20 protein-coding genes and 1 pseudogene are annotated in these 25,962 nt (G+C 56.4%); 15 read left to right on the forward strand and 6 right to left on the reverse strand.

Annotation, left to right across the window (positions count from 1 at the left end; genetic code table 11):
• The first annotated feature begins 52 nt into the window (after positions 1 to 52).
• The 10 genes from ACQZ6D_RS17600 to ACQZ6D_RS17645 all read left to right on the forward strand — a co-directional run bounded on the left by ACQZ6D_RS17600 (position 53) and on the right by ACQZ6D_RS17645 (position 12,293).
• Positions 53 to 1,006 (forward strand): FecR family protein, encoded by a 954-nt coding sequence (locus ACQZ6D_RS17600; RefSeq protein WP_448730377.1) that lies wholly within the window; start codon positions 53 to 55, stop codon positions 1,004 to 1,006.
• Between the two features lie 164 nt (positions 1,007 to 1,170).
• On the forward strand, positions 1,171 to 3,651 hold the full coding sequence (locus ACQZ6D_RS17605) for a TonB-dependent siderophore receptor (RefSeq protein ID WP_448730376.1): 2,481 nt from the start codon (positions 1,171 to 1,173) through the stop codon (positions 3,649 to 3,651).
• 10 nt (positions 3,652 to 3,661) lie between these two features.
• Positions 3,662 to 4,669 (forward strand): iron-siderophore ABC transporter substrate-binding protein, encoded by a 1,008-nt coding sequence (locus ACQZ6D_RS17610; protein WP_065703173.1) that lies wholly within the window; start codon positions 3,662 to 3,664, stop codon positions 4,667 to 4,669.
• 149 nt (positions 4,670 to 4,818) lie between these two features.
• The gene (locus ACQZ6D_RS17615; RefSeq protein ID WP_448731735.1) at positions 4,819 to 5,364 is read left to right on the forward strand and encodes a siderophore-interacting protein; all 546 of its coding nucleotides are present in this window, start codon (positions 4,819 to 4,821) and stop codon (positions 5,362 to 5,364) included.
• 35 nt (positions 5,365 to 5,399) lie between these two features.
• Positions 5,400 to 6,404, forward strand: a complete 1,005-nt coding sequence (locus ACQZ6D_RS17620; protein WP_448730374.1) for a FecCD family ABC transporter permease — start codon at positions 5,400 to 5,402, stop codon at positions 6,402 to 6,404.
• Complete coding sequence (locus tag ACQZ6D_RS17625; protein WP_448730373.1) at positions 6,401 to 7,462, forward strand: FecCD family ABC transporter permease; 1,062 nt, start codon at positions 6,401 to 6,403, stop codon at positions 7,460 to 7,462. The genes ACQZ6D_RS17620 and ACQZ6D_RS17625 overlap by 4 nt, the downstream gene beginning before the upstream one ends.
• A complete protein-coding gene (locus ACQZ6D_RS17630; protein WP_051376977.1) occupies positions 7,459 to 8,343 on the forward strand; it encodes an ABC transporter ATP-binding protein in 885 nt (294 codons plus the stop codon). The genes ACQZ6D_RS17625 and ACQZ6D_RS17630 overlap by 4 nt, the downstream gene beginning before the upstream one ends.
• Before the next feature lie 705 nt (positions 8,344 to 9,048).
• Positions 9,049 to 9,597: a TRAP transporter small permease subunit gene (locus ACQZ6D_RS17635; RefSeq protein WP_019565757.1), complete on the forward strand. Its 549-nt coding sequence runs from the start codon at positions 9,049 to 9,051 to the stop codon at positions 9,595 to 9,597.
• 17 nt (positions 9,598 to 9,614) lie between these two features.
• Positions 9,615 to 11,120 (forward strand): TRAP transporter large permease, encoded by a 1,506-nt coding sequence (locus ACQZ6D_RS17640; RefSeq protein WP_448730372.1) that lies wholly within the window; start codon positions 9,615 to 9,617, stop codon positions 11,118 to 11,120.
• A gap of 60 nt (positions 11,121 to 11,180) precedes the next feature.
• Positions 11,181 to 12,293 carry a TRAP transporter substrate-binding protein gene (locus ACQZ6D_RS17645; RefSeq protein WP_065703185.1) on the forward strand — a complete coding sequence of 371 codons (1,113 nt, stop codon included), beginning with the start codon at positions 11,181 to 11,183 and terminating at the stop codon, positions 12,291 to 12,293.
• 63 nt (positions 12,294 to 12,356) lie between these two features.
• On the opposite strand, the gene mctR is transcribed toward ACQZ6D_RS17645, so the two are convergent.
• The 3 genes from mctR to nhaA form a co-directional block, all read right to left on the reverse strand.
• Complete coding sequence (mctR, locus tag ACQZ6D_RS17650; RefSeq protein WP_076844322.1) at positions 12,357 to 12,989, reverse strand: two-component system response regulator MctR; 633 nt, start codon at positions 12,987 to 12,989, stop codon at positions 12,357 to 12,359.
• Positions 12,986 to 14,383 carry a two-component system sensor histidine kinase MctS gene (gene mctS / locus ACQZ6D_RS17655; protein WP_019565761.1) on the reverse strand — a complete coding sequence of 466 codons (1,398 nt, stop codon included), beginning with the start codon at positions 14,381 to 14,383 and terminating at the stop codon, positions 12,986 to 12,988. The genes mctR and mctS overlap by 4 nt, the downstream gene beginning before the upstream one ends.
• Positions 14,384 to 15,097: 714 nt before the next feature.
• Positions 15,098 to 16,315 carry a Na+/H+ antiporter NhaA gene (gene nhaA, locus ACQZ6D_RS17660; RefSeq protein ID WP_448730371.1) on the reverse strand — a complete coding sequence of 406 codons (1,218 nt, stop codon included), beginning with the start codon at positions 16,313 to 16,315 and terminating at the stop codon, positions 15,098 to 15,100.
• Positions 16,316 to 16,927: 612 nt separating this feature from the next.
• On the opposite strand from nhaA, the pseudogene ACQZ6D_RS17665 reads away from it, so the two are divergent.
• Positions 16,928 to 17,135 (forward strand): annotated as a pseudogene (locus ACQZ6D_RS17665) (IS110 family transposase); the annotation flags it as partial.
• A gap of 516 nt (positions 17,136 to 17,651) precedes the next feature.
• Here the strand turns inward: ACQZ6D_RS17665 and ACQZ6D_RS17670 are convergent.
• Genes ACQZ6D_RS17670 through ACQZ6D_RS17680 form a run of 3 tightly spaced genes read right to left on the reverse strand, consistent with a single transcriptional unit; the run spans position 17,652 to position 20,725 of the window.
• A complete protein-coding gene (locus tag ACQZ6D_RS17670; RefSeq protein WP_448730370.1) occupies positions 17,652 to 18,317 on the reverse strand; it encodes a GNAT family N-acetyltransferase in 666 nt (221 codons plus the stop codon).
• Positions 18,283 to 19,443, reverse strand: a complete 1,161-nt coding sequence (locus ACQZ6D_RS17675) for a Gfo/Idh/MocA family protein (protein ID WP_448730369.1) — start codon at positions 19,441 to 19,443, stop codon at positions 18,283 to 18,285. Before ACQZ6D_RS17675 ends, ACQZ6D_RS17670 begins: the two co-directional genes overlap by 35 nt.
• A gap of 31 nt (positions 19,444 to 19,474) precedes the next feature.
• Positions 19,475 to 20,725: an ROK family protein gene (locus ACQZ6D_RS17680; RefSeq protein WP_149916722.1), complete on the reverse strand. Its 1,251-nt coding sequence runs from the start codon at positions 20,723 to 20,725 to the stop codon at positions 19,475 to 19,477.
• Between the two features lie 212 nt (positions 20,726 to 20,937).
• Here ACQZ6D_RS17680 and ACQZ6D_RS17685 point away from each other — a divergent pair, with 212 nt between their 5' ends.
• From ACQZ6D_RS17685 to ACQZ6D_RS17700, 4 genes are read left to right on the forward strand one after another with little or no spacing between them, the layout of a single operon-like run.
• Positions 20,938 to 21,897: an extracellular solute-binding protein gene (locus ACQZ6D_RS17685; RefSeq protein ID WP_019565768.1), complete on the forward strand. Its 960-nt coding sequence runs from the start codon at positions 20,938 to 20,940 to the stop codon at positions 21,895 to 21,897.
• Entirely contained in the window at positions 21,894 to 23,900 is a 2,007-nt protein-coding gene (locus ACQZ6D_RS17690; RefSeq protein ID WP_013637443.1) for an ABC transporter permease, read from the forward strand. The genes ACQZ6D_RS17685 and ACQZ6D_RS17690 overlap by 4 nt, the downstream gene beginning before the upstream one ends.
• On the forward strand, positions 23,893 to 24,954 hold the full coding sequence (locus tag ACQZ6D_RS17695; protein WP_013637444.1) for an ABC transporter ATP-binding protein: 1,062 nt from the start codon (positions 23,893 to 23,895) through the stop codon (positions 24,952 to 24,954). Before ACQZ6D_RS17690 ends, ACQZ6D_RS17695 begins: the two co-directional genes overlap by 8 nt.
• A 1-nt stretch (position 24,955) precedes the next feature.
• Positions 24,956 to 25,768: an inositol monophosphatase family protein gene (locus ACQZ6D_RS17700; RefSeq protein ID WP_174073276.1), complete on the forward strand. Its 813-nt coding sequence runs from the start codon at positions 24,956 to 24,958 to the stop codon at positions 25,766 to 25,768.
• The last annotated feature ends 194 nt before the right edge of the window (positions 25,769 to 25,962 follow it).

Here is a 25,962-nt window from a genome sequence, read left to right on the forward strand (position 1 = left end):
TGGTTCGGAAAACGTTGGCTCAGCTTGCGCAAGGAAACAGCCGGTGGCCACTATGGCAACAACGAACAACGATAGAAGAAAAAAATCGCGCGATGAGGCGCTGGCTTGGTTTGTGCGCCTAAATTCGGGCGATGCAACCGAATCGGAACGGGCCGATCACGTCGCATGGATGGCCTCCGATCCTCTGAACCTTACTGAATATGCCAAGCTTGGTGGCATCTGGTCCGATCTTGACCGGATTCCCGATCCACGCAAGAGCGCGGTTCGACAAACACCCCGTCGCCCACTGGCCTCTCGCCGTGCCTTTCTAGCCGGAGGTGCTGCCGCTGTCGCCGCAGGCGCCGTTGTCTTGGTCGCAGGTCCGCCGGATTTTCTGACGAGCGATCATTTTACCGGAACGGGTGAACTGCGCAGTGAAACCCTTGCCGACGGAACAACGGTCGAACTGGATGCGGACAGCGCGATCTCACTGGCTTATACCGATGCGGTCCGTACTGTACGCCTTCTTCGCGGCCGTGCCTTTTTTGATGTTGCCAAGGATGCCAGACGCCCCTTCACCGTTCTGGTTGCCAATGGCAGTACTACTGCCTTGGGAACGCGCTTCGTCATTCACGAATGGTCCGGCACCGTGACCGTATCCGTCGAAGAGAGTGCTGTTTCCGTCATAGGACCGGATCACTTCGATACCGTCGTCAATGCCGGGGAATATGTCACCTATGACGATGAACGGCTTGGCAAGGTTCAACCCGTCGATGTGGAATCGGAAACTGCATGGCGGCGCGGCAAGCTGATTTTTGAGGATCGTCCGCTGCGACAGGTTCTTGCCGACGTGAACCGTTATCGTTCGGGCACTATCCAGGTTACTGAAAGTCGTCTGCTGAATATGCGCGTGAGCGGCATTTTTGACATCAGCAATCCTGATGGCGTGCTTGAAGCGATCCGGACGACTTTGCCGGTTCGAACCTTCCAGCTGTCTCCCTGGCTGGTTGTTCTGCATCCTGCGTGAATAAAAGGGCGGGCTGAGTTTTCATCTCATTTCGACCCTTTATCAAAACTTGACGATTATTTTCCACTTTGGGAGTGAGGTGGTGTACCTCGAAATCCGTCTTTGCATCGGACGGGTGCGTTTGCACTCGTGAAATACGCAAGGACAGGAGTTTGACAGGGGCTATGGTGAAGCAGTTTGGGGACAGGTCATCCGGCAATGCAAACAGCCGGATCGGCGGGTTGGGTTTGGCACTTCTGGCGTCAACGGTGATTTCCTTGATGGATGTTACCATTGTTCGGCCCGCAGCGGCGCAGCAGGCATCCGCTACTATCAGTTATTCCGTCCCGTCAGGCCCGCTCGGAACCGCGATTTCCCGCTTCGGGGACCGCTCCAACCTTCAGGTTCTTTATCCGGCCAGTCTGGTGCGCGGCAAAACATCGTCTGGTGTCTCGGGAAGTCTCAGCCGTGATGAGGCACTCGGCAGGCTTCTAGCAGGCACGGGACTGTCCTACCGCTTCACCGCCGCCAATACCGTAACCATAGTCAGTCCCTCAACGACGGCGAACGCTGGCGCCGCGGTGGATGACTCGACAGTGCTCGAAACCATTACGGTTCAAAGCCACGGTGCGACCACAGAGGGAGCTGGCTCTTACACGGCTGCAAACGCCACAATCGGCAAGGGCGAGCAGGAAATACGCCGTATCCCCCAAGCCGTCTCAGTGGTCACACGTAAGCAGATGGACGATCGGAATGTCGAGACGATCGATGATGCGCTCGAAGAGGCCCCGGGCATTTCGCTCTACGATAGCCCGATGGGGTCGAGATATGTCTATTCACGTGGTTCGGCCGTTGACACGATGCAATATGATGGCGTTGCCCGCAGCACTTATTACGCGCAGGCGAACAGTTTCAGCGAAGACATGGCAGCGTTCGATCGCGTTGAGGTTTTGCGTGGTGCAGCCGGGTTGCTCCAAGGCGTCGGAAATCCCGGTGCGACGGTCAACATGGTCAGGAAACGGCCGCTCGACAGGCGCCAGCTTTCGGTTTCCCAGGATATCGGTTCGTTCCAGAACTATCGAACCGAAGTCGATGCGACCGGTCCCCTAAATGAGGCAGGATCATTGCGCGGCCGCATTGTAGGTTCATTCAATGACCGCGACTACTTCACCGATACCGCGAAAAGCCGTAACGTTTTTCTTTACGGGATCGTTGAGGCCGACATAACAGATAATACGACCATGGCATTCGGGGGCAGCTATAAACACCGGACGTCGAGCCCCTGCTTCACGGGACTGCCGCACTATAGTGATGGGTCCGATCTCGGACTTTCTCGCGATACCTGCCTTGGCCAGAGCTGGAACTACTGGGACACCGATCAGGTATCGCTGTTTGCAGACGTCACGCATGACATCAATGAGAATTGGAAGTGGAAAACCTCCGTCGATTACTGGCGCGAGCAGCATGACGTGAAATACGAGTACTCCGTTGGCGCCATCAACCCGACAACCCTTGCCGGCTCTTCTATGATGGGTAGCCTTTTTGACATGGAAACATCGAACGTAGCTTTCGACAGCTATCTCGATGGAACACTGGATCTGTTCGGCCGTACCCACGACGTCATTCTGGGGGGCAGCATCAACAGACTGGTTAGCGATAACGATTTCGCCGTCGCACCACTGGGAATTGCCCAGAACGTCTTTGCTCCCGTTTCTATTCCCGAAGTTGATGACAGCTTCATCACCGCCAATCGCATTAATGGCGGCAACACACGAAACACGATCGAGCAGCAGGCACTCTACGGCATGACCCGGCTAAGCCTGACGGATCCGCTGACCGTTATTCTGGGCGGCCGCTTGAGTTGGTACAAACACCGGTCGGTTAGTCACGAGCCTGGTATACCGTCTTCTTCCTATCAGGAGAAAGGTGTTTTCACCCCTTATGCCGGCATTGTATACGATCTCGACAACAACTGGTCGGTGTATGCGAGCTACACGGATATTTTCCAGCCGCAGACGAACGTCGATGTTTCGGGACAGACGCTCGAGCCAATCCTTGGCAACAATTACGAAATCGGGATCAAGGGCAATGTGCTTGACGGGCGGGTGAACACGTCGGTTTCGCTTTTCCGCAGTACGACAAAGAACCGTGCCGTTTTCGATGATGAGAATTATCCCTGTGCCTCTTCCCCAACCGGCGAATGCTACACTGCGGGAGGAAAAGTCCGAAGCGAAGGTGTTGAACTCGAATTAAGCGGGGAGTTGTTCTCCAACTTGCAGGTGGCTGCATCCTACACCTACACACACAAGACGCTGATCGCGGGTGAAGAAGACTTCGCTTTCAACAGGACAATTACGCCTGACCATCTGATCAAGATCTGGGGTGACTACAGTTTTACGGAACAGTTAGAAGGTTTGACAGTCGGAGCCGGTGTCCGCTTCCAGTCGGAGACAAGCCGAACAGTTGGAACCACCAGGGTTACCCAGGAACCCTTTGCCGTTGTTGGTGCCCGGGTCGGCTACAAGTTCAACGAAAACGTCCAGGCGGCTCTGAGCGTTGATAACCTCTTCGACACGCGGTACTATCAGACGGTGGGAGCCCCGGGTTGGGGCAGCATGTATGGCGACCCCCGGACTATCACGCTCAGCCTTAAAGCAACGTTCTGAGGTCCTGATCGTGAAAGAAAAGAAGGACGCCGTGCTTGAGCGGCGGAATTTCCTTATGGCGGCTCTGGGAGCGACCGTTTCGTTCGGATGGTCTGCTTCGGCTACGTCGTTCGACAGGCATTTTCCTGTATCCGTTTCGCATGCATTTGGCACAACGATCATCCCCGAACCGCCTAGGCGCATTGTCACATTGGGTTGGGGCGGCGAAGATGCCTTGTTGGCTCTCGGCGTCACGCCGATTGCAATGCCGAGCTACGGCCAGTTTCCAAATGGAATCCTGCCGTGGGTCGCAAATAAAATCGGTGATGCCAAGCCCACGCTTCTGAACCAGGGCCTGATCGACTACGAGGCACTCGCCCTGCTCAAGCCCGACCTCATTCTTGCAATTCGGACGAACCTTAATGCCCAGGCTTGGCACCGCCTCCAGCAAATTGCTCCAACGGTCGCCTATCGATCCGGCCCCTTGCAGGCGGACTGGAAGGAAATAACGGAACTCACAGGCGCCGCAATTGGGCTATGCGGACAAGCAAGCGACCTGATTTCAGCGACCAAAGTCCAACTGCGGGATCTTGCCAAGGTTCATCCACATATCCGCGACAGGACGTTCGTCTTTGGCAACTACTTCCCGGCGAGCAACGCCATCGACGTCTACCTCCCGCCCGACGGCCGGGTCGCATCACTATTGGAACTCGGCTTACGGATTGCGCCGAGTGCCTTGTCCTTCGCGTCTTCGACAAGACGGAAGATCGTCGCCAGCATCAGTCTGGAGTTGCTGGATACCATAGAGACAGATCTCTTGATCTTATGGTTCCCGCCGGGCGCGCGGCTGGAACTGGAGGGGAATTCGCTGTTCAAGCGGTTTTCTCCGGTCGTGAATGGTAGATATGTTCCGCTCGACGATCCACTGGCGGTGTGGGTCGCCTGCAATCCAAGTGTTCTGTCCATACCCTATGGATTTCCGAAGTTCGCAAGTCGTCTCGAGGGCACTTCAAAACACAGCGTGGGGATAGACCGTTGAGTACAGCGTCAATGCGGGCGACTGTTTTGTCGCGAGTGTGCCTTACCCCGTCAATGGTGCGTATAGTGCTTGGTGGAGAGGATCTAGCGCATTTTTGCAGCACAGATGCACCCGACGAATTTATCTGGTTGTCATTCACAAAGCCGGACATGACGACTGCGGGTCGTTATTTCACCGTACGGCGATGGGACATGGACAATCGCTGCCTCACGGTCGATTTTGTCAAGCATGACGTCGGTATCGCCACTGAATGGGCTCAACGGGCCTGTGTTGGCGATGCAATAGAAATCTACCTGCCTCGTTCGCGCTTTGATCCGCCTTGTCAAGGTGCAATTCTCCTAATCGGTGACTACACTGCCCTGCCGGCGATAAGTCGGATCGTGGAAGAGTTGCCACACGATCGCACTGTTATTGCGCATGTCGAAATTCCCACCGTTGAGGACCGCGTCGAACTTCCGGCTGGGGGAAATGTCGCGGTTTTCTGGCATGAATCATTCGGCAAAACCCGCAATGCAACCGAGCTTGTCGAAATCGCCCGAACGGCGACCTTTCCAGAGAATACTGGCTACGTGTGGATCGCAGGCGAAGCGAAAGCAGTTGCGGAATGCCGTCGACATTTTCGCGATATATGTGGCATCGACAAGTCCCGGATTACGGCGGTTGGTTATTGGGTACAAGGGCAGTCACGTGCATGAGTACCGTTGTCCCTACCCATCAAGAAAAATGCGGCTTGGCCGGGATTATGCCACGGCTGTTCGGTCTGGTGGCCGGTCTTGTCCTTTTGGGTGCCATGACGCTGATCAGCCTTTCGATCGGAGCACGGCCAATCGCCATTTTGACGGTTTTGGAAGCTCTGTTCACCTATGACACCCACCTTGCGGAGCACATCATAGTGCATGATTACCGCCTTCCGAGAACCTTGCTTGGTCTGCTTTGCGGTGCGGCTTTTGGTGTATCTGGTGCACTGATCCAGGCGGCAACGCGCAACCCTCTGGCTGACCCGGGTTTACTGGGCGTCAATGCCGGTACCGCCTTCTTCGTGACACTCGCGGTCGGTATGCTCGGCCTCTATTCCATAGACTCCTATCTCTGGTTTGCATTTCTGGGGGCTATCACGGTCACGCTCGCGGTTTATGCGCTTGGCGCGGTCGACTCGGATGGCGCGACGCCGGTAAGAATGGTTCTTGCCGGCGTCGCACTGTCCGCCGTTCTCGGCGGTATCGGTTCCGCTATCACACTGCTCGATCCGCAAGCCTTCGATTCCATGCGTTTCTGGTCGATAGGCTCGATTGCGGGAAGGGATATGGAAATTGTCACGACAGTTGCCCCGTTTATCGGCGCTGGGCTTTTGATTGCATTGACTGCCGCCCGGCCACTGAACGCCGTGGCGCTCGGCGACGATCTGGCGCGTTCGCTCGGCGCCAATATTCTTAGTGCCAGGACAATGACGGTTATCGCCGTGACGCTGCTTGCCGGTGCGGGCACGGCTGCTTGTGGTCCTGTCGGTTTCGTCGGTCTGATGGTGCCGCATGTGGTGCGCTGGTTTACCGGCCCAGACCAGCGCTGGATCATTCCTACGACGATGATCTACGCACCGCTGCTCCTGCTGGCTGCAGACGTTGCAGGGCGTTTGATCCTTTATCCGGGAGAACTCGAGGCTGGCATCGTTACCGCCTTCATCGGTGCTCCGGTACTGATCCTGCTTGTACGCAGAAAGAAGGCGAGCGGGTTATGACGCTTCACTCTTCTTCGCAGATCGATTTTGGCCGCACCTTGGTCGCGGTTCGGCTGCTCTCGGGCCGATTGTCGTTCCTCATTCATGCCCGTGTACTAATTGTAGCCACGCTGCTGCTAACGCTGGCTGCCTTTATCGCAGTGGCATCGCTTCTGGTCGGTAAATATCCCGTCACCTTGTCTGAAGTGCTTGGTGCGCTCGCGGGCCAGGGCGACGACATGGTGCGGATAATCGTGGTGGAATGGCGTCTGCCCCGTGTGGCGCTCGCTTTCTTGCTAGGAGGAGCTCTGGGAATGAGCGGCGCGATCTTCCAGAGCCTCACCCGCAATCCCCTCGGCTCGCCCGACATCATCGGCTTCTCCGCCGGCTCCTATACAGGTGCACTGGTCGTCATCCTTCTTCTTTCCGGCGGCTACTACGAGACGGCGGCCGGTGCGCTGATCGGCGGCATTGTCACCGCCACGGCCGTCTACATTCTCTCGTGGTTGCGCTGTGGGCAGGGCTTCCGGCTGATCATTGTCGGTATCGGCGTGGCGGCCATGCTCGGTTCCTTCAATACATGGATGATTCGCCAAGCCGAGCTTCAGGTGGCGATGAGCGCCGCCATATGGGGAGCGGGTTCGCTCAACGGTCTCGGCCTCGAACAGCTTCTGCCGGTCGTCGTCGTGCTGTGCATCGTGGTGCCAATGACACTCTTCCTTTTCCGGCCGATGCGTCAGCTCGAGATGGGTGACGATGCGGCGAGAGCATCCGGCGTCAATGTAAACAGGACGCGGCTTTTACTGACGGTGCTCGGGGTGGCGCTGACGGCAATCGTCACGGCCGCATCCGGTCCGATCGCCTTCATTGCGCTTGCAGCACCACAGATCGCGCGGCGTCTGACGCGCTCCGCCGGTGTCGCACTAATCCCGTCCGCATTGACGGGCGGGCTTTTGCTGCTGGCCGCCGACTTCGCAGCACAGCACGCTTTCGGCGTCCAGCTTCCTGTCGGTGTGATGACGGTGAGCGTCGGCGGCCTTTACTTTGTCTGGCTTCTCATTCGCGAGGGCCGCAAATGACCTCTACCAACATCCATACCACTTCTGACAGACTGCGTGCCGACGCTGTCACGCTTCGCTATGACGAGCGAACGATTTCGCGGAATCTGTCGGTTGCCATTCCCGATGGCTCCCTCACCGTCATCGTCGGGCCGAACGCGTGCGGTAAGTCCACGCTGCTCAGGGCATTGTCACGGCTGCTCGCGCCTTCTGTCGGTCAGATCATTCTCGATGGACGAAGCATCACTGATCTTGCCGTCAAGGAAGTGGCTCGGTGTCTCGGCCTCTTGCCGCAATCGTCTGTTACGCCGGGAGGCATCACCGTCGCCGATCTTGTGGCGCGCGGCCGCTACCCGCACCAGTCATTCTTCCGGCAATGGTCGAAGGCCGACGAGGAAGCCGTCGTCAAGGCGATGGAAGCAACTCGCGTCACGGACCTGTCGGATCGTCTGGTGGATGAGCTTTCCGGCGGCCAGCGCCAGCGCATCTGGGTTGCCATGCTACTGGCGCAGGAAACACCGATCCTGCTTTTGGACGAACCGACCACCTTCCTCGACATCGCCCACCAGATCGAATTGCTCGACCTGCTGGCCGATCTCAACCGACACGGTCGCACCGTCGTCGCCGTGCTGCACGATCTCAACCATGCCTGCCGATACGCCTCGCACCTGATCGCCATGAAGGACGGCGCTATCGTAGCCGAAGGAAAGCCGTCCGCCATCGTCACCGAGAAACTCGTGGAAGACGTCTTCGGCCTGCCGGCCGTCATCATTTCCGATCCGGTGTCCGGAACGCCGCTGATCGTTCCGAAAGCTCGGCAAAGGCTCGATACGGCGAAAACCGCACAGGTCGCGCCTGCCGACACATCTGTTGGCGCAGGGAAGGAGTTACCTCGTGACTGACTTGCTGAAGCGTCTCAAGCTTTTACTCGCAGCTGAACTTTCTTCGTTGCATTCACGCGATCCAGTTTCATTGGAAACACCTTAATTCTGTGTCCACGAAACCGGCAGCAGGCCAATCTATGTAAGCTTGAGATTGGGTTCAGACGCATTTGAGAATACAGCGCCTCAGAACGTCTGGACGGACCTTTTTGCCGAAAACATGCAGGAAGGTGATACTCTCAAGGCCTGCTCAGACCTGCGCTAGAGTTCGAGCCGCCTCGGGTATGCCATCGACGCCCTCTTGTTGAGGCACAAAGTTATCTTGGATTTGGCATTTGGAAATACGGCCCCGACGTACTTCTTACACAGGTCACTGATCCCGGGCCGGTCGTTCATCAACAGAGTCATCTCCAAGCGGCCTAAAATTGCCCGATGCGGGGACCCAATCAAGTGACATCGCAGATTCCACTCGACATGGCTGAAGGTGAAGATTCCCCAGCAGGGCTGCCTCGAGTGCAATTAAAGCTACAGGCCTGGACACGGTGTTTCTTCACGGAATGCCACTGTATTTTTGCTCTGTTTGAACCTGCATACCCAGTTCTCGGTATGCCTGAAGAAGTTAACAGACGACAGCCCTTGAGCGAGAAGCCGCCATTGATATCTTGCCCGAACGATAGCGGCAGCATGTGTATTGAGGAGTACGCGGCCGCGTCCGGGGAGGATATCATGAAACTTCTACTGGCCGTTTCGCGCGCCATTGATGCTGCCAATTCAGCAATTGGCAAAGCAATTTCCTGGCTGCTTCTAGCGGCTATTTTCATTAGCGCCATCAACGCGATCATGCGCAAGGCGTTTTCTATGAGCTCAAACGCCTGGCTTGAATCACAGTGGTATTTGTTCTCTGCGGTGTTCCTCATTGCTGCCGCCTACACGCTTCTTAACAACGAGCATGTGAAGGTTGACCTAGTCTACGGAAATCTTCCGCGCAAAGGGCAACTGTGGGTCGACATTCTCGGGACGATCTTCTTCCTCCTGCCTTTCTGCCTCATCACGGTCTACCTCTCCTGGCCGGTGTTCCTGCAGAAGTTCGCCTCCGGTGAAGTATCAAATAATACGGGCGGCCTAATCCAATGGCCGGTCTGGGCACTGATACCGATCGGCTTCAGCCTGCTCTCCTTGCAGGGAGTGTCAGAACTCATCAAGCGCGTCGCTATCCTGCGCGGCGATATTCCTGATCCGGTTGCAGCGGCGGACGCCGAAGCGGCAATGCTCTGATCGAAGGAAAAATAACAATGGCATTCCTTGCGGAAAATCTCGCCCCGATCATGTTCGCGGCGCTCATCATCGTGCTCCTGCTGGGTTATCCGGTGGCCTTTGCTCTGGCTTTTGTCGGCTTTTTCTTCGGTTTCATCGGCATCGAACTCGGCCTGCTACCGGCAACCCTGTTTCAGGCCATTCCCGATCGCATATTCGGTCAGATGTCCAACGAGACGTTGCTCGCCATCCCCTTCTTCACTTTCATGGGCCTGATCCTTGAAAAGAGCGGCATGGCGGAAGACCTTTTGGATACGATCGGCCAGCTGTTTGGACCAGTACGTGGCGGCATTGCCTTTGCGGTGATTTTCGTTGGCGCTATTCTGGCGGCCACCACCGGCGTTGTCGCCGCATCGGTCATTTCGATGGGCCTCATCTCTCTTCCGATCATGTTGCGTTACGGTTACGACCGTAAAATCGCCGCCGGCACAATCGCAGCTTCCGGCACGCTGGCGCAGATCATACCGCCAAGCCTCGTGTTGATCGTGCTGGCGGACCAGCTCGGTCGCTCGGTAGGGGACATGTACAAAGGCGCCCTCGTTCCGGGTCTCTTGCTCGTTGGTGCCTACACGCTCTACATCATCGTGACCTCGATCATCAGCCCGGGAAAAGTGCCTGCACTGCCTTTGGAGGCACGCACCCTGCGGGGTAGCAAATTGCTTTTGAAGGTGATCACCTCGCTGGTGCCGCCGCTCGTCCTGATATTCCTCGTGCTTGGTACGATCTTCCTCGGCATCGCCACGCCCACGGAAGGTGGCGCCATGGGAGCGGTTGGCGCACTCGCCCTTGCGCTCGCCAATCGCAAGCTCAATTTGGGCCTCATTCAGCAGTCGCTATACGCGACGGCAAAACTGTCGTCCTTCGTCCTGCTCATCTTGCTCGGCGCGCGCGTCTTCTCCCTGACTTTCTATGGCGTGAACGGCCATGTCTGGGTCGAGCATCTAATGACTTCGGTTCCGGGCGGCGAGATCGGATTTCTGATCGTCGCAAATCTGCTGGTTTTCTTTTTGGCCTTCTTTCTTGATTATTTCGAGCTGGCCTTCATTATCATCCCGCTTCTGGCTCCGGTCGCGGATGCGCTTGGCATAGATCTGATCTGGTTCGGCGTCATGCTGGCGGTCAATATGCAGACCTCTTTCATGCATCCGCCCTTCGGTTTTTCGCTGTTCTTTTTGCGGTCCGTCGCGCCGACAAGGGCCTACAAGGATCGCATCACCGGGCAGACGATCCAGCCAATCACATCGAGCCAGATCTATCTCGGCGCCATTCCCTATCTTTTCATCCAGCTCGCCATGGTCATCATCATCATCGCGTTCCCCGGCATCGTGATGCACTACAAGTCGGGCGCCAAGGTGGCCGATCCTTCTGCCGTTCATATCAACGTACCCATGCCCGGCGCGGGAACGGACGCCGATCCTTTCGCCAACCCGTTCCTCGCGCCCGGCAACACGGCACCGAGCTTCGGCAAGCCAAGCACACCGTGACGATTGATCGGGCAGGCAAGCGCCCGACCACGCCACCCGTATTCAACAGGAGGTAAAACTATGAAGGATAATCCAGGCCGCAGACAATTCTTGTCGGGCGGTGTGCTTGCGGGAGCGGCAGCGGCTGCTTCGACACTAGCAACACCGGCAATAGCCCAATCGTCACCGACCGTTCGCTGGCGTTTGACGTCAGGTTTTCCGAACAATCTCGACACGATTTACGGCGGTGCCGTTGTCATGGCGAATGCCTTGAGGGCCATGACGGGTGGCAAGTTCGACATCCAGGTCTTTCAGGCCGGAGAGATTGTTCCCGGCGCACAGGCCATCGATGCCGTAAAGGCCAACACGGTGGAAATTTCCCATACCTGCGGATATTATTTCACAGGCAAGGATCCGACATTCGCCATCGGCTCGACCATCCCCTTCGGTCTGAATGCCCGTCAGCAGAACGCATGGCTTTACCATGGCGGCGGCAACGAGGCCTATAATGAATTCCTGTCCGACTACGGCGTCATCGGTATTCCTGGTGGTGCGACGGGCGCCCAGATGGGGGGCTGGTATCGCAAGGAGATAAAAAGCATTGAGGATATCAAGGGCCTCAAGATGCGAATTGCCGGGGTCGCCGGGCAGGTGCTTGCGAGGCTTGGCGCCGTTCCACAGCAGCTTCCGGGCGGCGACATTTATCCAGCACTGGAACGTGGTACCATCGATGCTGCGGAGTGGGTCGGCCCTTATGACGACGAAAAGCTCGGTTTCTACCAGATCGCGCCCTATTATTATTATCCAGCGTTCTGGGAGGGTGGTCTGACGATTCACTTCTTCGTCAACAAGGATCAATATGCGGCCCTGCCTGACGAATACAAGGCAGCGCTTGACACCGCCTGCAAGGCGGCCAACATCAACATGCAGGCTCTCTACGACGTCAAGAACAAGGATGCGATCCGCTCGCTCGTTTCAAAGGGCACGCAGCTTCGCCCGTTACCCCGGGACGTGCTCGACGCCGCCTATAAGGCAACCTTCGAACTCTATGACGAGTATACGCAGAAACATCCCGCATGGGCCAAAATATATCCCGGCTGGAAGAAATTCCGCGACGAGAGCTATGAATGGTTCCGCGTCGCCGAATATACCTATGACAGCTATGGCTATGCGATGCAGACTGCCGGCAAATAAGCTGGCATAACTGATGTCGAGGCTCCCGGGTGACAACATTCGCGGGGCCTCGATCCCATCGCGCTATTCCTTGATGAGCCCGTGGTCTATCGCATAGCGAATAAGACCGGCGGTCGTCGCAATATCCAGTTTCCGCTTGATGTTCTTGCGATGGGTTTCCATCGTGCTCTCGGCGATATCCAGCGCCACAGCGGCGTCGCGGTTGCTTTTTCCCCTTGCAATTAGTAGCAGAACGTCCTGCTCGCGGGTGGTAAGTTCCTTCAACCTGCCAGTGGCGCTCTCCATCAGCACGTCCCGGACTCCTGACGAGAAATAGGTGCCACCCGCCGCAACGGTGCCGATGGCTACCACTATTTCCTCGGTAGCCACATCTTTCAGGATATAGCCGGCGGCACCATACATCACCGAGGTCGAAATATATTCCCGGCTATCATGCATCGACAGCATCAGCACCCGCGCTGAAAGCTGTTTCTCCTTGAACAGTTCGAGTGCATCGATGCCATTGATCTGGGGCATGTTGATGTCCATCAGCACCACATGGGGTTGCGTGGCCACAGCCGCGTCAATACCCGCCACGGCAGACACTGCGGTTCCAACGACAGTGATGTGCTCGTACGTTTCGAGCACCGCCTTCAACCCGTCGAGGATGAGAGGATGGTTGTCGACAAGAAGAACCCGGATAGGATGAACGTTCATTCCGCAGCCTCCTGCACACGGTGGCCGCGGTCCTTCATAGCCGTCATGGGCAGGACCGCTCGCAGAACCGTTCCCTTGGCAGAGCTTTCCACATCAAGCCTGCCCCCGAAATGGGTCATGCGTTCCTGCATGTTTCGCAAGCCAAGCCCCTTGTCGGTCGCCATTTCGCTCTCTTCGCGGGTGGCCGGAAATCCGCGGCCATTGTCGCTGACGATCATCTGCACGCGTTCATCCCGGCTGGAGAACCTGATGGTGACCCGCGTCGCATTCGAATGACGCTCAATATTGGTCAGCGCCTCCTGCGCGACACGATAAAGGGCGACACGGGCTTCCGGAACTAGCATGTGCTTGAAGGCCACCGATTCCAGCGTTGCCGCGATACCGGTGCGTTCGGAAAAGCTTGAAATCAGTGCTTCTAAAGCCGCGGTCAATCCCAGGTCATCGAGAACACGTGGGCGCAGGTCGTGTGAAATACGACGGACCTCCTTGATCGCCTCGGTCAGTGCGGCGGCCCCTTTGCCGATAGCCTCTACAGCACCGACATTGTCCGGCGTCACCTTGCGCCGTGCAAGATCGATTGCGAAACGCACACCGACAAGATTTTGAGAGATGCCGTCATGCAATTCCCGGGCAATGCGCAGGCGCTCCTCCTCCTGTGTATCAATCACCCGCTGCATCAATTCCTTGAGCCGACCATCCGCCATCCTCTGCTGGCGCAGATTGAGCAGCATGCAGGTGGCAAACACCAACAGCACGGCAGGAACTGCAAACAGCGCAACGATCAGAAAATTCCAGGTGATGGAATGGCGCAATTCTTCCTTGGCCGCCGCGGTCGCTGCAAAAACGTCATCCAGATAAACTCCTGTCCCGATCATCCAGCGCCACTTGTCGAGACCGGCCGCAAAGGACAGCTTGTCGGCCGTTTTCCGGGTCGACGGTTTCTCCCACTTGTACTGAACAAGCCCCCCGCCTTCTTTTGCCTTAAGGATCAGGTCGTAGATAACCCGATTGCCATCAGGATCATAAAGATCCAGCCAATTATTACCCGGACGGAAATTTTGCCGCGGATGAACGACGTTCAACCCGTCATAATCATAGACGAAAAAATAGCCGTCCGTGCCGTAGTCAAGGTCCATCAGAATGCGCTTGACCTCTTCCTTTGCTGCGTCGTCACCAGGCCCGGCCTTGTCATAAACGGAGCGGATAGCAGATAGGGCAAGATTGGTGAGGTTGAGGAGTTCCGCCTCCTTAGCAGCAAGCATGTTTCGTTCAAACGCGTCGATACTCGTGCGCGCCAGCGTCATTGACTGCCATGTTATGAGTGCCGTGATGATGATGATCGCAAGCACTAGAGGCCCTATGGCCAGCGCAAGGATCTGGTTTCTGAGTCTCATGCGGCCCTCCGACACATTCGCTCTGACGCACCATCACCTAACAATAGTTCGCGCGGCAAGTCGAGCATGTCGGAGGTGATTGCAGGGATAGAGCATAGCACTGGGCACGTGAAGGACGTCAGCCTATTGTCAACTCTGATGTAAGGTCACAATCATCGAAATGAGCCGATATATTGACCTATCAGATATTTCAGGTGGTTCCGGGTCAACCGGCCACCGCCTGTGGCAGCTTTCGAGATGGCGTCACCGCCGCTGCGTGAAGGCAACAGGTTGTTCGAGATCTGCCTGCCAAACGGCCGGAAGCGACGATCTTGGCCGCGCTTGATCGGACTGTCCTTGCCCGACTGTTGCCGGTCCTGGACGCATCATGATCGCCTTTCCGGGCGGGTGCCGCGACTGAATTTTTTCATTGTATTCGTGGGCTCCAACTCCGTTAGAAACACCTTAATTCCAGTGTCCACGAAACAGGCAGCACGCCAGACAAGCGCTTGCGCCGTTGCGACCAAATAAAGCTTGTTAAGCCTGCTCGGACCTTATCGCTAATTCAGCCTGCAAAAACCGGCATTGTCCGGCGCCTCCTGCAAGCCTTTGCAGGAGGTACGCTTCAGTTTGCCGTAAGCAGTTGAGGCGCGAAATTCGATCTCGGCGCTCAATGCCGGCTTGACCCTTTTCGGGTCAGAGGCCCGAGACGCAGGTAATATTTCCGTTAAGCCGTCACTTGATTGTCTCGCAACTCAGCTGGTTTTCAGCCGGTTGACGCCTGCTCGATAGAGTGAGAATAATCGCCCCAGCGACACCTGAGACAAGTGATCCCATCAGGATGCCGATCTTCACGTGATCCTGAACAGAGGGATCGTTGAAGGCGAGCAAGCCAATAAACAAAGACATCGTGAAGCCAATACCGCACAAAAGAGCAGTGCCCGTAATCTGACCCCAGCTCGCCTGCGCAGGAAGTTGTGCAAGCCCAAGCTTGACCAGTAATGTGACGACGCCAAGTACTCCGACTAGCTTGCCGAGCACGAGACCACCTGCAACTCCCATTGTCAGCGGCTCGCTGAATACCGACAAGCTAAGGCCGGAGAGCGAAACGCCAGCATTAGCGAAGCCGAAGATCGGCACGATGATGAACGCAACAGGCTTGTGCAGCGCATGCTCAAGGCGATGGAGTGGGGATTCTTCTGGCGTTGCTTCTGGCGTGCCAGGGGTAAGCTTCAAAGGGATCGTCAATGCCAGCATGACGCCAGCAAGCGTCGCATGAACGCCTGAGGCAAAGACGAGCACCCAAAGTACAGCTCCCACCACCAGATACGGCCACAGTACCTTCACCTTCATCTTGTTGAAAATGAAGAGATTACCCCAAACGAGAGCAGCGCCAATGAGAGCAGTAAGGTTCAGATCTGCCGTGTAGAACAGAGCAATAACGATGACCGCTCCGAGGTCGTCAATGATAGCAAGCGCCGCAAGGAAAATCTTCAGCGACGCCGGAACACGTGATCCGAACAGTGAGAGGACACCGAGAGCGAATGCAATGTCGGTCGCGGTTGGGATCGCCCATCCCTGAAGTCCTGCCGGGTTGTCGCGGTTTAAAAGAACATAGAAGAGCGCCGGAAACAGCATGCCGCCTGCAGCGGCAGCACCGGGCAGGACCCTGCGGCTCCAGGTGGAGAGTTGGCCGTCCAGCATTTCACGTTTGATCTCGAGTCCAACCATCAGGAAAAACACAGCCATCAGGGCGTCGTTGATCCAGTGCTGGAGGTTGAGAGGCCCGATGTAGACGTACAAGATATGGAAGTAATCCTCAGCCAAAGGTGAGTTGGCCGTGATGATCGCCAAAAGCGCGACGGCCATAAGAACAAGGCCACCTGAGGCCTCATTGTCGAGAAACTTGCGAAGTGTGGAATTAATGCGACCTGGATTTGATGTCGAAGACACAGGTTCACGCTCCCTTAGCTGGAAGTTGATCTTAGTCTCCGTGGATTTCGGGGGAACCCGCAGCGCACGCAGCACGCGCTGTAGGCCAGCTTTATACTAAACCTCTGATAAGGTTTCCACAAAAACCGAGGCCGTAATCAAAAAACCGCATCGTTTGCGCGATCTTACGGCTCACTGATTGTCATTCGGGCTTTTCAACGGAATTGCCAAGTTGTGTGGTGTTGGGTGGCATCGACGCCGTGTCTCAAGCTGGACAACCGCTCAGGCGCGATCTGGCCGACCGCACGCCGAGCACCTTTGAATTCGTCAATTTCAGCGACTAGAGACAGGATTTCGGGCGTGATCCGGACAGTCGCCGTCTTTAGAAATTCCATTTCCCCATCTATTCCCATCCAATATTTCGGCAGAGCTTGTCAGATCTGACTGTTGATCGTGAGCCTTCCGATTGATGAGTCGGCCCCTGTATCCACTTATGCAGCGAGACGAGAGAAGATGTGCCAGAACGACAGCTCTCAAAAACTCGGAACCGACCTCCTGTGAACCGCGCCGGATTTGCCAGAGGCTCCACTTTCTCAGAAGTTGGAGCCTTCGGCAAACCCGGTGCGGTTCAGAGACCGCCATTTGCGCGGGCTATTATACGAAGCGGCTTCGGTCGTTCTCACGCGCAGTTCCAAACAGAGTTCATTGCGAACACGGGGGCTTCAACTGCGAGAGGGGATCAGCTTTTAAAAGAGCTGCCGTGGCTGTCGCGCGGAAGCTAGCTGTCACCATGCTGAAAACCGGAGAGTTCTTCAATCCGACTGCGGGCATGACCAAATAGTACCTGATAGCGCTCAATAACTGAGCGCTTGAAGCGGCCCTGCCGGGACGTGAGCCGTGCCATTCCGTTGATGGGGTTGCATCGCTTTCGCAGCTGAATGCGTCGTCCACATCGAAGGCTCGTGCTGCGTGGCAACATCATGCGGCGACTGATGTCGACCGCGAAGACTACCATGCACCCGGCAGCGATCTTCAGACAAATTCAATCTTGACGCCCCAGCTGCGATTAGACAACCCCATCAGTTCAGTCCTCTAACTTTAATACACCGTTGATGCCAGGATGAGCGGCGTTCGTATCCTATCAACTGGCCGATTTTTGAATAGCGAGTTTGACGGCTCGACTGCCTTCAAGGCGAAAAGACACTTTGTCGCAAAACGGAGTGGACTATAAAAGCCAGCTTCGTCATGAAAGTCTTTTCTGAAAAAGTTTTGGTTATCCTCGGGCTTCGACAAGTGAAAGCAAAAGGCGCTGCAGCTTGAAGAGCGACGTTAGAAATCGCGACGCGCTTTAAGCATTTTATTCAATCAGTCGCTTCGCCATCACGATCGATGGTGTCCGGTCAATTTCCACAAAGCCGAATTTGGCGTAAAATGCTACGACCTTTTCGTTATACTGATTAACGCCTAGATGGACGCCTCTTACGTCAGACCTCGTTAAAGAATCCAGTTGATGTCGCAGTAGCGACGACCCATGGCCGCCATTTTGGATCTCAGGCAGAAGATTGATATGCAGATGGGCGGGGTAGGGCCGCGTGACCTCAGCCGGGGTCTTTCTTGCACTTCGAATATAGGAAAGAACGTTCTCATCCTCTACTGTCCGCGTTTCGAAATCGCGGAGCTCTTCCTGCAAGGACGGCCACCATACGGCCTTGAGCCAATTTTCATAGGCAATCGTATCGGTTGCGGCGACACAGTAGCCCATGACGACGTCATCCTTCGTCAGCACGAATGCAGTTTCTGCGCAGAAGCGGACATAGGGCAGCGCCCATAAGAGTCCGGGAAGTCTCGGGTCAGAGTAGTATTGTGATCCGTCTTTGCCTCGATCTGAAGTGCGCACACATATGTCGAGGATCGCCGTCTCATCGGACGGTCGGGCGTTGCGGATGATTACGGAGGATAGAGACTCTGGCATGGTCATAATCGTGGCCTCAGGCAGCCACATGCGGGGTGCGAAGCGCGTCATCGAAGCGCTGCCAGGTTTCAGCAAGCTCGATGGTGCGCCGGACCCGGCGTGCCTCATCAATCTTGATTGCCACGAGCCCCGCTTCCAAGGCTGAGACGATATTGACGGGCAGCGGAGAGGCCTCGGTCAGATGCCTGTAGATATCCGAGGCCATCTGATCATCTGCGCCATAGTGATCGCTTTCGTGCCCCTCGTAACGCCGCTCGACTAGCTTTTCGCCTGTTATTGCAGAGTGCACCTCGAAGCGATTGCGGATGAAATCGCCTTCGGCCATTCCCTTGCTACCGATCACGCAGAAGCGGCGGAACTGATCTGGAACGTTGAGATTGGTATGAAACGTCATCGTCGCCCCGCCATTATATTCGATAATCGCGGTCTGATAGTCGATAATATCGCCGTCACTCTCAAACACCGCGCCACCCTCTAGCCAGCCGCTCGGCTTTTTATAGAATTCCCGCTGTTGAAACGCGGAGAACTGATCCGGTTTGTTTTCCGCGATAAACGACTTTCGGCCGCCGAAGCTGGCAACGGCCATCGCCCGCTGCCCAACAACGCTGCCATAGAGGTCGAGATCGTGGCAGCATTTCTCCAAGATAAACGGCCCGGCATAGCGCGTATGCCGTCGCCAGTCCCGCATGAAGAACGCTCCGTGGTAGGGTGCGATATGCTCGGATGCCTCAATCGATGTGATGGCGCCGATTTGACCTTGCGTCTGGGCTGCGCGCAGATCCCGATAAAGGTCAGAGTACCGCAGAACGAGCCCCACCAGAACGCTTTCATCGCCATATTCGGCAAGCAAACGCGCCATCGTCATCGTCTGGTTTTCGTCGATCACCACCGGTTTCTCCGTGAAAACCCGCACGCCTGCGCGCAATCCGGCGGTGATATGTTCCAGATGGAAAAGATTGGGCGAGCCGACCATAAGAAGATCCGGCTTCGTCTGCGTCAGCATAGCCTCGATGGTTTCGAAACGTTGCGGCGCCGCCATGCCTGCGGACTGAATGGCTGGAAGGCCAGCAGGCTGCGGGTCCATCAAGCCGACAATTTCCAGTTCAGGGCAGGCCTTGCGGAAGGAGGCAATGACATTGGCAAGCCGAAAGCCGAGCCCGGCAATTGCGATTTTCATGTTTTAGTCCTGTCGGCAAGAGTTATGTAAATCAGGATGACGTGTCGTCATCCGTTGGCGCGCCTGCGACCCGATCGAAGCGTCTTTCGAAATCAATCGTCTGGCTGCGTCCGCGCATGGATGAGAGGCGCCTGAAGTCTGGGCTGCCATGAGCAATCAAAGGTAGCATGGCAGCGCCGATCGCGGCGGCCTCCGGCCCTAGAGCGCCAGCACACAGCCGGGGAATTTCGCGGTGGCTTCGGGCGCTGACTGACGGCAAAAGGGGATAGGCCCGGTCGATCAGGGAATTGATGAGCGCTGGTGGAAAGTGCCCTCCAACCACGATGGTCTGCGGGTCCATGATGTTTTCAAGCAGCGACACCAGCAACCGCAGACGCTTCGAATTGAGATCGAGCCATCGCATCAGAATACTGTCGCGTTGAGCGTAAAGTTTCTCCAATGCCCCAGGCCGCGCAATCTCCTTGCTTTCGCACGACAGCATCGCTGCAAGCTCGTCGATCGAAAACGGTGTCTGTTTCCCCGCATCTGGATTGGCAAGTTCCGCCGGCCATGTCAGGAGACCGATTTCTCCGGCATTGTTCCAAAATCCCTGGAGCGGCATGCTGTCATTGATAATGCCTGCCCCAAGTCCGTGCCCGACGAAAATATGGACGTAGTGGCTCAGTCCTCCCGCACTTCCCACCCTCAGTTCGGCAACTGCTGCGGCTGTGGCGTCATTCTCGATGATGGTGGGGAGGCCACACGCATCTTCGATGGCTTCCGCCACTGGCATACGGCTCCACGCATCCCAACCCGGCGGGCCGACGGGATGTTCGAATTCCGCCTCCTGCAACGTGGGCATCGCGATGCCGATGCCCCAGGCGGGACGATCCACGGTAACCGACCGCAGACGCTGTGTCATATCGGCGATGGCACGGATGGTGTCGGATGGATCTTCGAGCGATGCGGATGCGGTTTCGCGACCCAACTCCCGCCCCGCCAGATCGCAGACGATGCCCAGAAGCCCGTCGCGATCCACGTGAATACCGAGGCAGCAACCGGCCTCGGCTCTGACCCACATCTTCTTTTGCGGCGCACCGCGCGCGCCCTCTTGTTGGATGGTTTCCACAACCACTGAACGGTCTATGAGGTCCTTGCAGATATTGGACATGGTCTGCGGCTTCAAGCCTGTCACATCAACAAGGTCACGCCGGCTTATGCCATTGCCAGATCGGATCAGATCGAAAACGAGGCGACGGTTGTAGCGGCCGGAATATGTGTGATTGCTGCCCATCAAGCTCATCGGGGCCAATTCCTATTTAATAAATTAAATGGAATTTATCAGCCCAGCCTATGGGCGTCAAGCAGTTCGCAATGCAGATAATCTTAGCCTTCAGTCATAATACTGTAACGCAAGGACCGTAATTCCGCAGAAAAGGCGGCTTGATTTTTAATCTGGTAAATGGATTAATAGGGTCGCCTTCTTCTCAGTGACTTTAAAAAGGGAACATAGTCATGCTGAAATGGACCTTGCGGCGTATCATAGCGGGCGCGTTGGCGTCGGCGTCGATCATCAGTGTTGCGAATGCCGGAGAACTGGTGGTCTACACCGCTCATGGGGAGGCGACATCTGCTCCCATCCTCGATGCTTTTGCCAAGGAAAATCCGGATGTGAAGGTGACTGTCGTGCGCGGCGGTACTGGCGAGCTGATTGAGCGCCTGCGTGCAGAAGGTGGCAATTCCTCGGCAGACGTCATGTGGGGCGGACCGACGCAGACCTTCGAAGAAAATGCATCGCTCTTCCAATCGTTCGAAAGCAAGTCCGACGCCGACATGGTGACGACCGATCCCAATCACATCTGGCATCCGTTCACGGTGCTGCTGCAGCCGCTGGTCGTCAGCACCAAACGCGTCGAGGCCGGCTCCATACCCAAGACGCAGAAAGATCTCGTCTCACAGGACTTCGCAAAGAACGGTGGCCTGATTATTCCAGACCCTGCAAAATCCGGCACCGGCTATGTCATTCTTTCCGCTCTTGCTGGCAATTTCGGTTGGGATTTCGTCGGTCAAATGGCCAAGGGTGCGCGCATTGCTCCCGGTTCAGATGACGCCTTCAACGCCGTACGCGACGGTGAAGCAGCAGTTGGCTGGATTAACGAGGATCTGGGTGCCAAGTGGAAGGCTCAAGGTCTGCCGATCGAAATCGTCTATCCGACCGATGCGGTTACCGGCCAGATCGATGCGCAAGCCATAGTCAAGGGCGCGCAGCACATCGAAGACGCCAAGAGCTTCATCGATTTCCTCGGCAGCAAGACGGCGCATGAAATCGTGCGCGACGCCACCGTTCGACGCTCGGCACGCAAGGATGTAACGCCTCCCGCCGCTCTGCCTGACATGGCTACGCTCACGATCGTATCCGCTGTCGATCCGCGCCCTGTGGTCGTGGCTCGCTTTCAGGAGCTTCGCGGAAAATGAAGGTGCTGCGCGACAATTGGCTGATATTTTCAATCGTCGCGCTCGTGCTCTGCGGCCTGACGATTGTTGTCCCGCAGGTTCGCCTCATGGCCGCCTCCCTCCTGGAGGAGGGCGGCCGTTTTACTCTTCTGCATAATAAAGACGGCTTGCAATTCGTCCCGGAAATGACCGCCCGATACAGCGTTGCTAAACTTTCTGACGGCGTTGCGATAACGTTGAGTTCGACTGACAGTCTGACTGTAGACGTCCAGGATGACCGAACGCTGCGCCTCTCTTCGCAACAGCCGATTTCGGTTGGTAAGGACGAGGCAGGTTTACTTGAACTCGATCTGGGCTCGGCTCGGTTCACGCTTTCGCAGCAGGCGCCCCGGGGGCTATTCGCGACAACTTCACCAGCGCCTTTAGATATCAACGCGCAGTCGCTCAACGCCGTCCTGCTCTCACATGCCGCGAACGCCTACATCACCTTCGAAAACAAATCGCTGTCGCTCTCTGCTGTCCACTATACCGACTTCTTTACACGCTCGGAAACCCTTTCCGCCACGGTAAACAGCCTGCTGATCGCGTTGACGTCCACCGGACTTGCCGCTTTGATCGGCGTATCGCTGGCTTATCTTATCGCACGTTACCGGGTCGCGGGAAGCACTGCTATCGTCTTTCTTGTCACTATGGCGTCCGTATCTCCACCATTTCTGGGGGCGTACGCCTGGCGCTTGCTCCTGGGACGAAACGGCGTTCTGACCAACTATCTCGGCCTCGATGTCTCGATTGTCGGCTTGCATGGCGTCATTTGGGTCATCACCTGGCTGGTCTTTCCAATCATCTTTTTGCTCAGTCACAGCTCGTTTCAGAGTTTGGACGCTGGCCATATCGAGGCAGCGGAAAGCCTTGGTGCCAAGCCGCCTCGTGTGCGCATGACGGTCGAAATTCCGCTGGCACTTCCCGGCATCATCACCGGTCTCTATCTGGCAACGATGGCAGCCCTGTCTGACTTCGGAACGCCGCGCATTATTGGCCTCGATGTCAACGCACTGCCGGTTCTGATCTATACGTCCTTCCTGAGTGAGGCAGGACGCAATCCGGCGCTTGCGGCCACAGGATCGATTGTGCTCATCACCATCTCGAGCCTGTTCCTCATGGCGCAGCAAATCTATTTGGCGCGACGCGGTTTTGCCGTGGTGTCGTCGCGGGCGCTGGAACGCAAGCCGCTATCGCCTCTTGCTCATGTCACAGTGCTTGGCGCGGTCATCATTGCCCTTCTCATGGCATTCATGCCCCACCTGACGGTGCTGGTTTCCAGCTTCATGGAATGGCGGGTCGGCCTACCCAGGGCGAACTTTACGCTGGAAAACTACGCCACTATGTGGCGCACCGGCATGGGGCCGGCTTGGGTGACTTTGTCGCTTGGTATTGCCGGAACGCTGGCGGCAACAACAATCGGGTTGGGGATTGCATATGTGATTATACGCAAGCGCTACCGGATTATCGCGCCCGTTCTCAGCCTCACCGTCATGATGCCCTATGTCATTCCTGGCACGGTGCTCGGTATCGGTCTCATCATGATGTTCAACAAGGCGCCGCTGCAACTGACCGGCACCTGGTTCATCCTTCTCCTTGCCTATCTCATTCGAAACCTGCCGTTTACGGTGAAGGCGTCGGAGGCCGCCCTGAGGCGCGTTCACCCGGCTCTCGAAGAGGCCGCAATCAGTCTTGGAGCGCGTCCATTCAGGGTGTTCTTCACCATAACGGCACCTCTGGTTCTGGCGGGTGCGGTAACCGGTGCAACGCTCACCTTCCTTCACATCGTCACGGAGCTGTCGTCTACCATCGTTCTCTATCGTCCGCCGTGGAAGCCGATGACAGCCGTGATCTTCGAAAACACGCTGGTCGATGCCGATTTCGGTGTCTCCGCGGCACAGACCATCCTGCTGATGCTGATCATTTACATCCCTCTCTATTTCATTGTCCGCTACGGCCAAATTCGAGGAAATTCCGGTGGTTGAAACCTCATCTTCCAAAACTCCAACCCAAGGCTGCGAGGTCGTCATCGACGCCGTCTCCAAGACCTTTGGCAATCATGCAGTTCTGAAAGACATCAGCCTCACGATCAGGCCCGGCGAATTCTTCACGCTGCTAGGGCCGTCCGGTTGCGGCAAGACGACACTTTTGCGCGCCATTGCAGGCTTCCACCCAATCGATGGCGGAAAAATCCTGTTCAACGGGCAGAACGTGACCTCGCTCGCCGCCTGGGACAGAAATATCGGCTTCGTCTTCCAGAACTATGCGCTATGGCCAAACCAGACCGTGTTTGACAATGTCGCTTACGGGCTCAAACTGCGTAAGGTTCCGAAGAACGAAGTTGCTGAAAGGGTTCGGGCCGCACTGGCCCAGGTCGAGCTTCACGGCGTCGAGAAACGCTATCCCGCAGAAATGAGTGGGGGTATGCAGCAGCGCATCGCGCTGGCGCGTGCACTCGTCATCAACCCGCCGCTGCTTCTCATGGACGAGCCCATGTCCAACCTTGATGCGCGTCTTCGCGTGGCTCTTCGCCATGAACTGCGCAGTCTGCAGAAGAGACTCGGTCTCACAGCAATCTATGTGACGCATGATCAGGAAGAAGCCCTCGAAATGTCGGACCGGATCGCCGTGATGCAGAATGGAATCGTGCAGCAGCTTGCAGATCCCGAAACAATTTATTCGCGACCGGCGAACCGCTTCGTTGCCGAGTTCGTCGGCAGCGCAAACTTTCTGGAGGGCGAATTTGATGAGGCCGGCTTCCAGATGGCTGACGGATCGCGACTTCCTATCACAGGAAGCGGCCACTGCGGTAAAGGCACACTTGTCGTGCGTCCCGAACAGGTAATGACCCGCGAAAACGGCAGCGCTCTCGTCAATGCAACGGTGAAAGATCGCCGCTTCATGGGCAAGGCCTGGACGCAAAGCCTTCGACTGGAGAACGGTGCGACCATCTCGGTGGAAACACGACGCGCACTCGATCTCGACTCGCGCGTCGGTGTGGATTTCGAGACGATAACTTTTCTACCCTCGGGAGTATGAGATGGCGGACCGGTCGCTTGACGAACTGATGCAGCTTGCTTTGTCCGCCGCACTTGCCGGAGGCGCTGAACTGAAGACGCATTTCGGCGCCATGTCCCGCGATAGTGTTCAACGAAAAGCTTTGGGTGATTATGCGTCCAAGGCCGATCTTGCTGCCGAGGAGGCTATTGCCGCAGTTCTGGCAAGGGCAGGTGATCGCTACGGTTTCGTGGGTGAAGAAACCGGTACGCGCAAGCCAGACGCACGACGCCGCTGGGTGGTAGACCCGCTCGACGGAACCAGCAACTTCATCTGGGGCATTCCCTATTTTGCTGTCAGCATCGCTCTTTGCGACGACGATGGCGAAATACTGGGCGTCGTCCTTGACCCATTGCGGGACGAGATGTTCACGGCAGTTCGAGGGCAGGGTGCCCGGATGAACGGTAAGGAACTGACACGATTGGAAGAGAAAAAGCCGGAAGAATCCATCATATCTCTATCTATGCCGATCCACGGACAGTTGAAGTCGATGGACCGCAGTAGTTTCTTCCGGGCCCTGGATGCCATCACCAACGAGACAGCAGGCATCCGCAGACTCGGCTCGGCCGCACTTGATCTCGCATATGTTGGCGCGGGCAGGCTAAATGGCTATTTCGAAGACGGCCTCAGCCATTACGACTACGCGGCTGGAAAGATTATTGCCCAGGAAGCCGGAGCGCTTGTTACCTCCCTCAATGGCGGTGTTGTAAAGGACGGCGGTTCACTGTTGGCGGGAACGTCATCCATACATCAGTGGCTCAAATCCAAGTTTCAGCAAGGGGAGACTCCAAGCTGAAAGGTCTCACAACCGCAGGCGCTTTTGATGTCGCAACTGTCAAGCTTTAGACCTGACTGCTCTTAGTTCGCAGTAGATACCTAGAGACGCGTCCAGAACGTTTTCAATCTTTGTATCGATGCATCGTGCTTTTTCCAGAATGCAGGTTTGTGCGGTGATGAGCGTGCGCAAGTCCAGGGGCTGAAGCTTTCGGG

It is taken from the genome of Agrobacterium sp. 22-3639C2, from assembly GCF_053522105.1.

Coding starts and splice junctions, on each gene's coding strand:
- ACQZ6D_RS17600 (WP_448730377.1), top strand. CDS start 53: ATGGCAACAACGAACAACGATAGAAGAAAAAAATCGCGCGATGAGGCG.
- ACQZ6D_RS17605 (WP_448730376.1), top strand. CDS start 1,171: ATGGTGAAGCAGTTTGGGGACAGGTCATCCGGCAATGCAAACAGCCGG.
- ACQZ6D_RS17615 (WP_448731735.1), top strand. CDS start 4,819: ATGACGACTGCGGGTCGTTATTTCACCGTACGGCGATGGGACATGGAC.
- ACQZ6D_RS17625 (WP_448730373.1), top strand. CDS start 6,401: ATGACGCTTCACTCTTCTTCGCAGATCGATTTTGGCCGCACCTTGGTC.
- ACQZ6D_RS17630 (WP_051376977.1), top strand. CDS start 7,459: ATGACCTCTACCAACATCCATACCACTTCTGACAGACTGCGTGCCGAC.
- ACQZ6D_RS17635 (WP_019565757.1), top strand. CDS start 9,049: ATGAAACTTCTACTGGCCGTTTCGCGCGCCATTGATGCTGCCAATTCA.
- ACQZ6D_RS17640 (WP_448730372.1), top strand. CDS start 9,615: ATGGCATTCCTTGCGGAAAATCTCGCCCCGATCATGTTCGCGGCGCTC.
- ACQZ6D_RS17645 (WP_065703185.1), top strand. CDS start 11,181: ATGAAGGATAATCCAGGCCGCAGACAATTCTTGTCGGGCGGTGTGCTT.
- mctR (WP_076844322.1), bottom strand. CDS start 12,989: ATGAACGTTCATCCTATCCGGGTTCTTCTTGTCGACAACCATCCTCTC.
- mctS (WP_019565761.1), bottom strand. CDS start 14,383: ATGAGACTCAGAAACCAGATCCTTGCGCTGGCCATAGGGCCTCTAGTG.
- ACQZ6D_RS17670 (WP_448730370.1), bottom strand. CDS start 18,317: ATGACGCGCTTCGCACCCCGCATGTGGCTGCCTGAGGCCACGATTATG.
- ACQZ6D_RS17675 (WP_448730369.1), bottom strand. CDS start 19,443: ATGAAAATCGCAATTGCCGGGCTCGGCTTTCGGCTTGCCAATGTCATT.
- ACQZ6D_RS17680 (WP_149916722.1), bottom strand. CDS start 20,725: ATGAGCTTGATGGGCAGCAATCACACATATTCCGGCCGCTACAACCGT.
- ACQZ6D_RS17685 (WP_019565768.1), top strand. CDS start 20,938: ATGCTGAAATGGACCTTGCGGCGTATCATAGCGGGCGCGTTGGCGTCG.
- ACQZ6D_RS17690 (WP_013637443.1), top strand. CDS start 21,894: ATGAAGGTGCTGCGCGACAATTGGCTGATATTTTCAATCGTCGCGCTC.
- ACQZ6D_RS17700 (WP_174073276.1), top strand. CDS start 24,956: ATGGCGGACCGGTCGCTTGACGAACTGATGCAGCTTGCTTTGTCCGCC.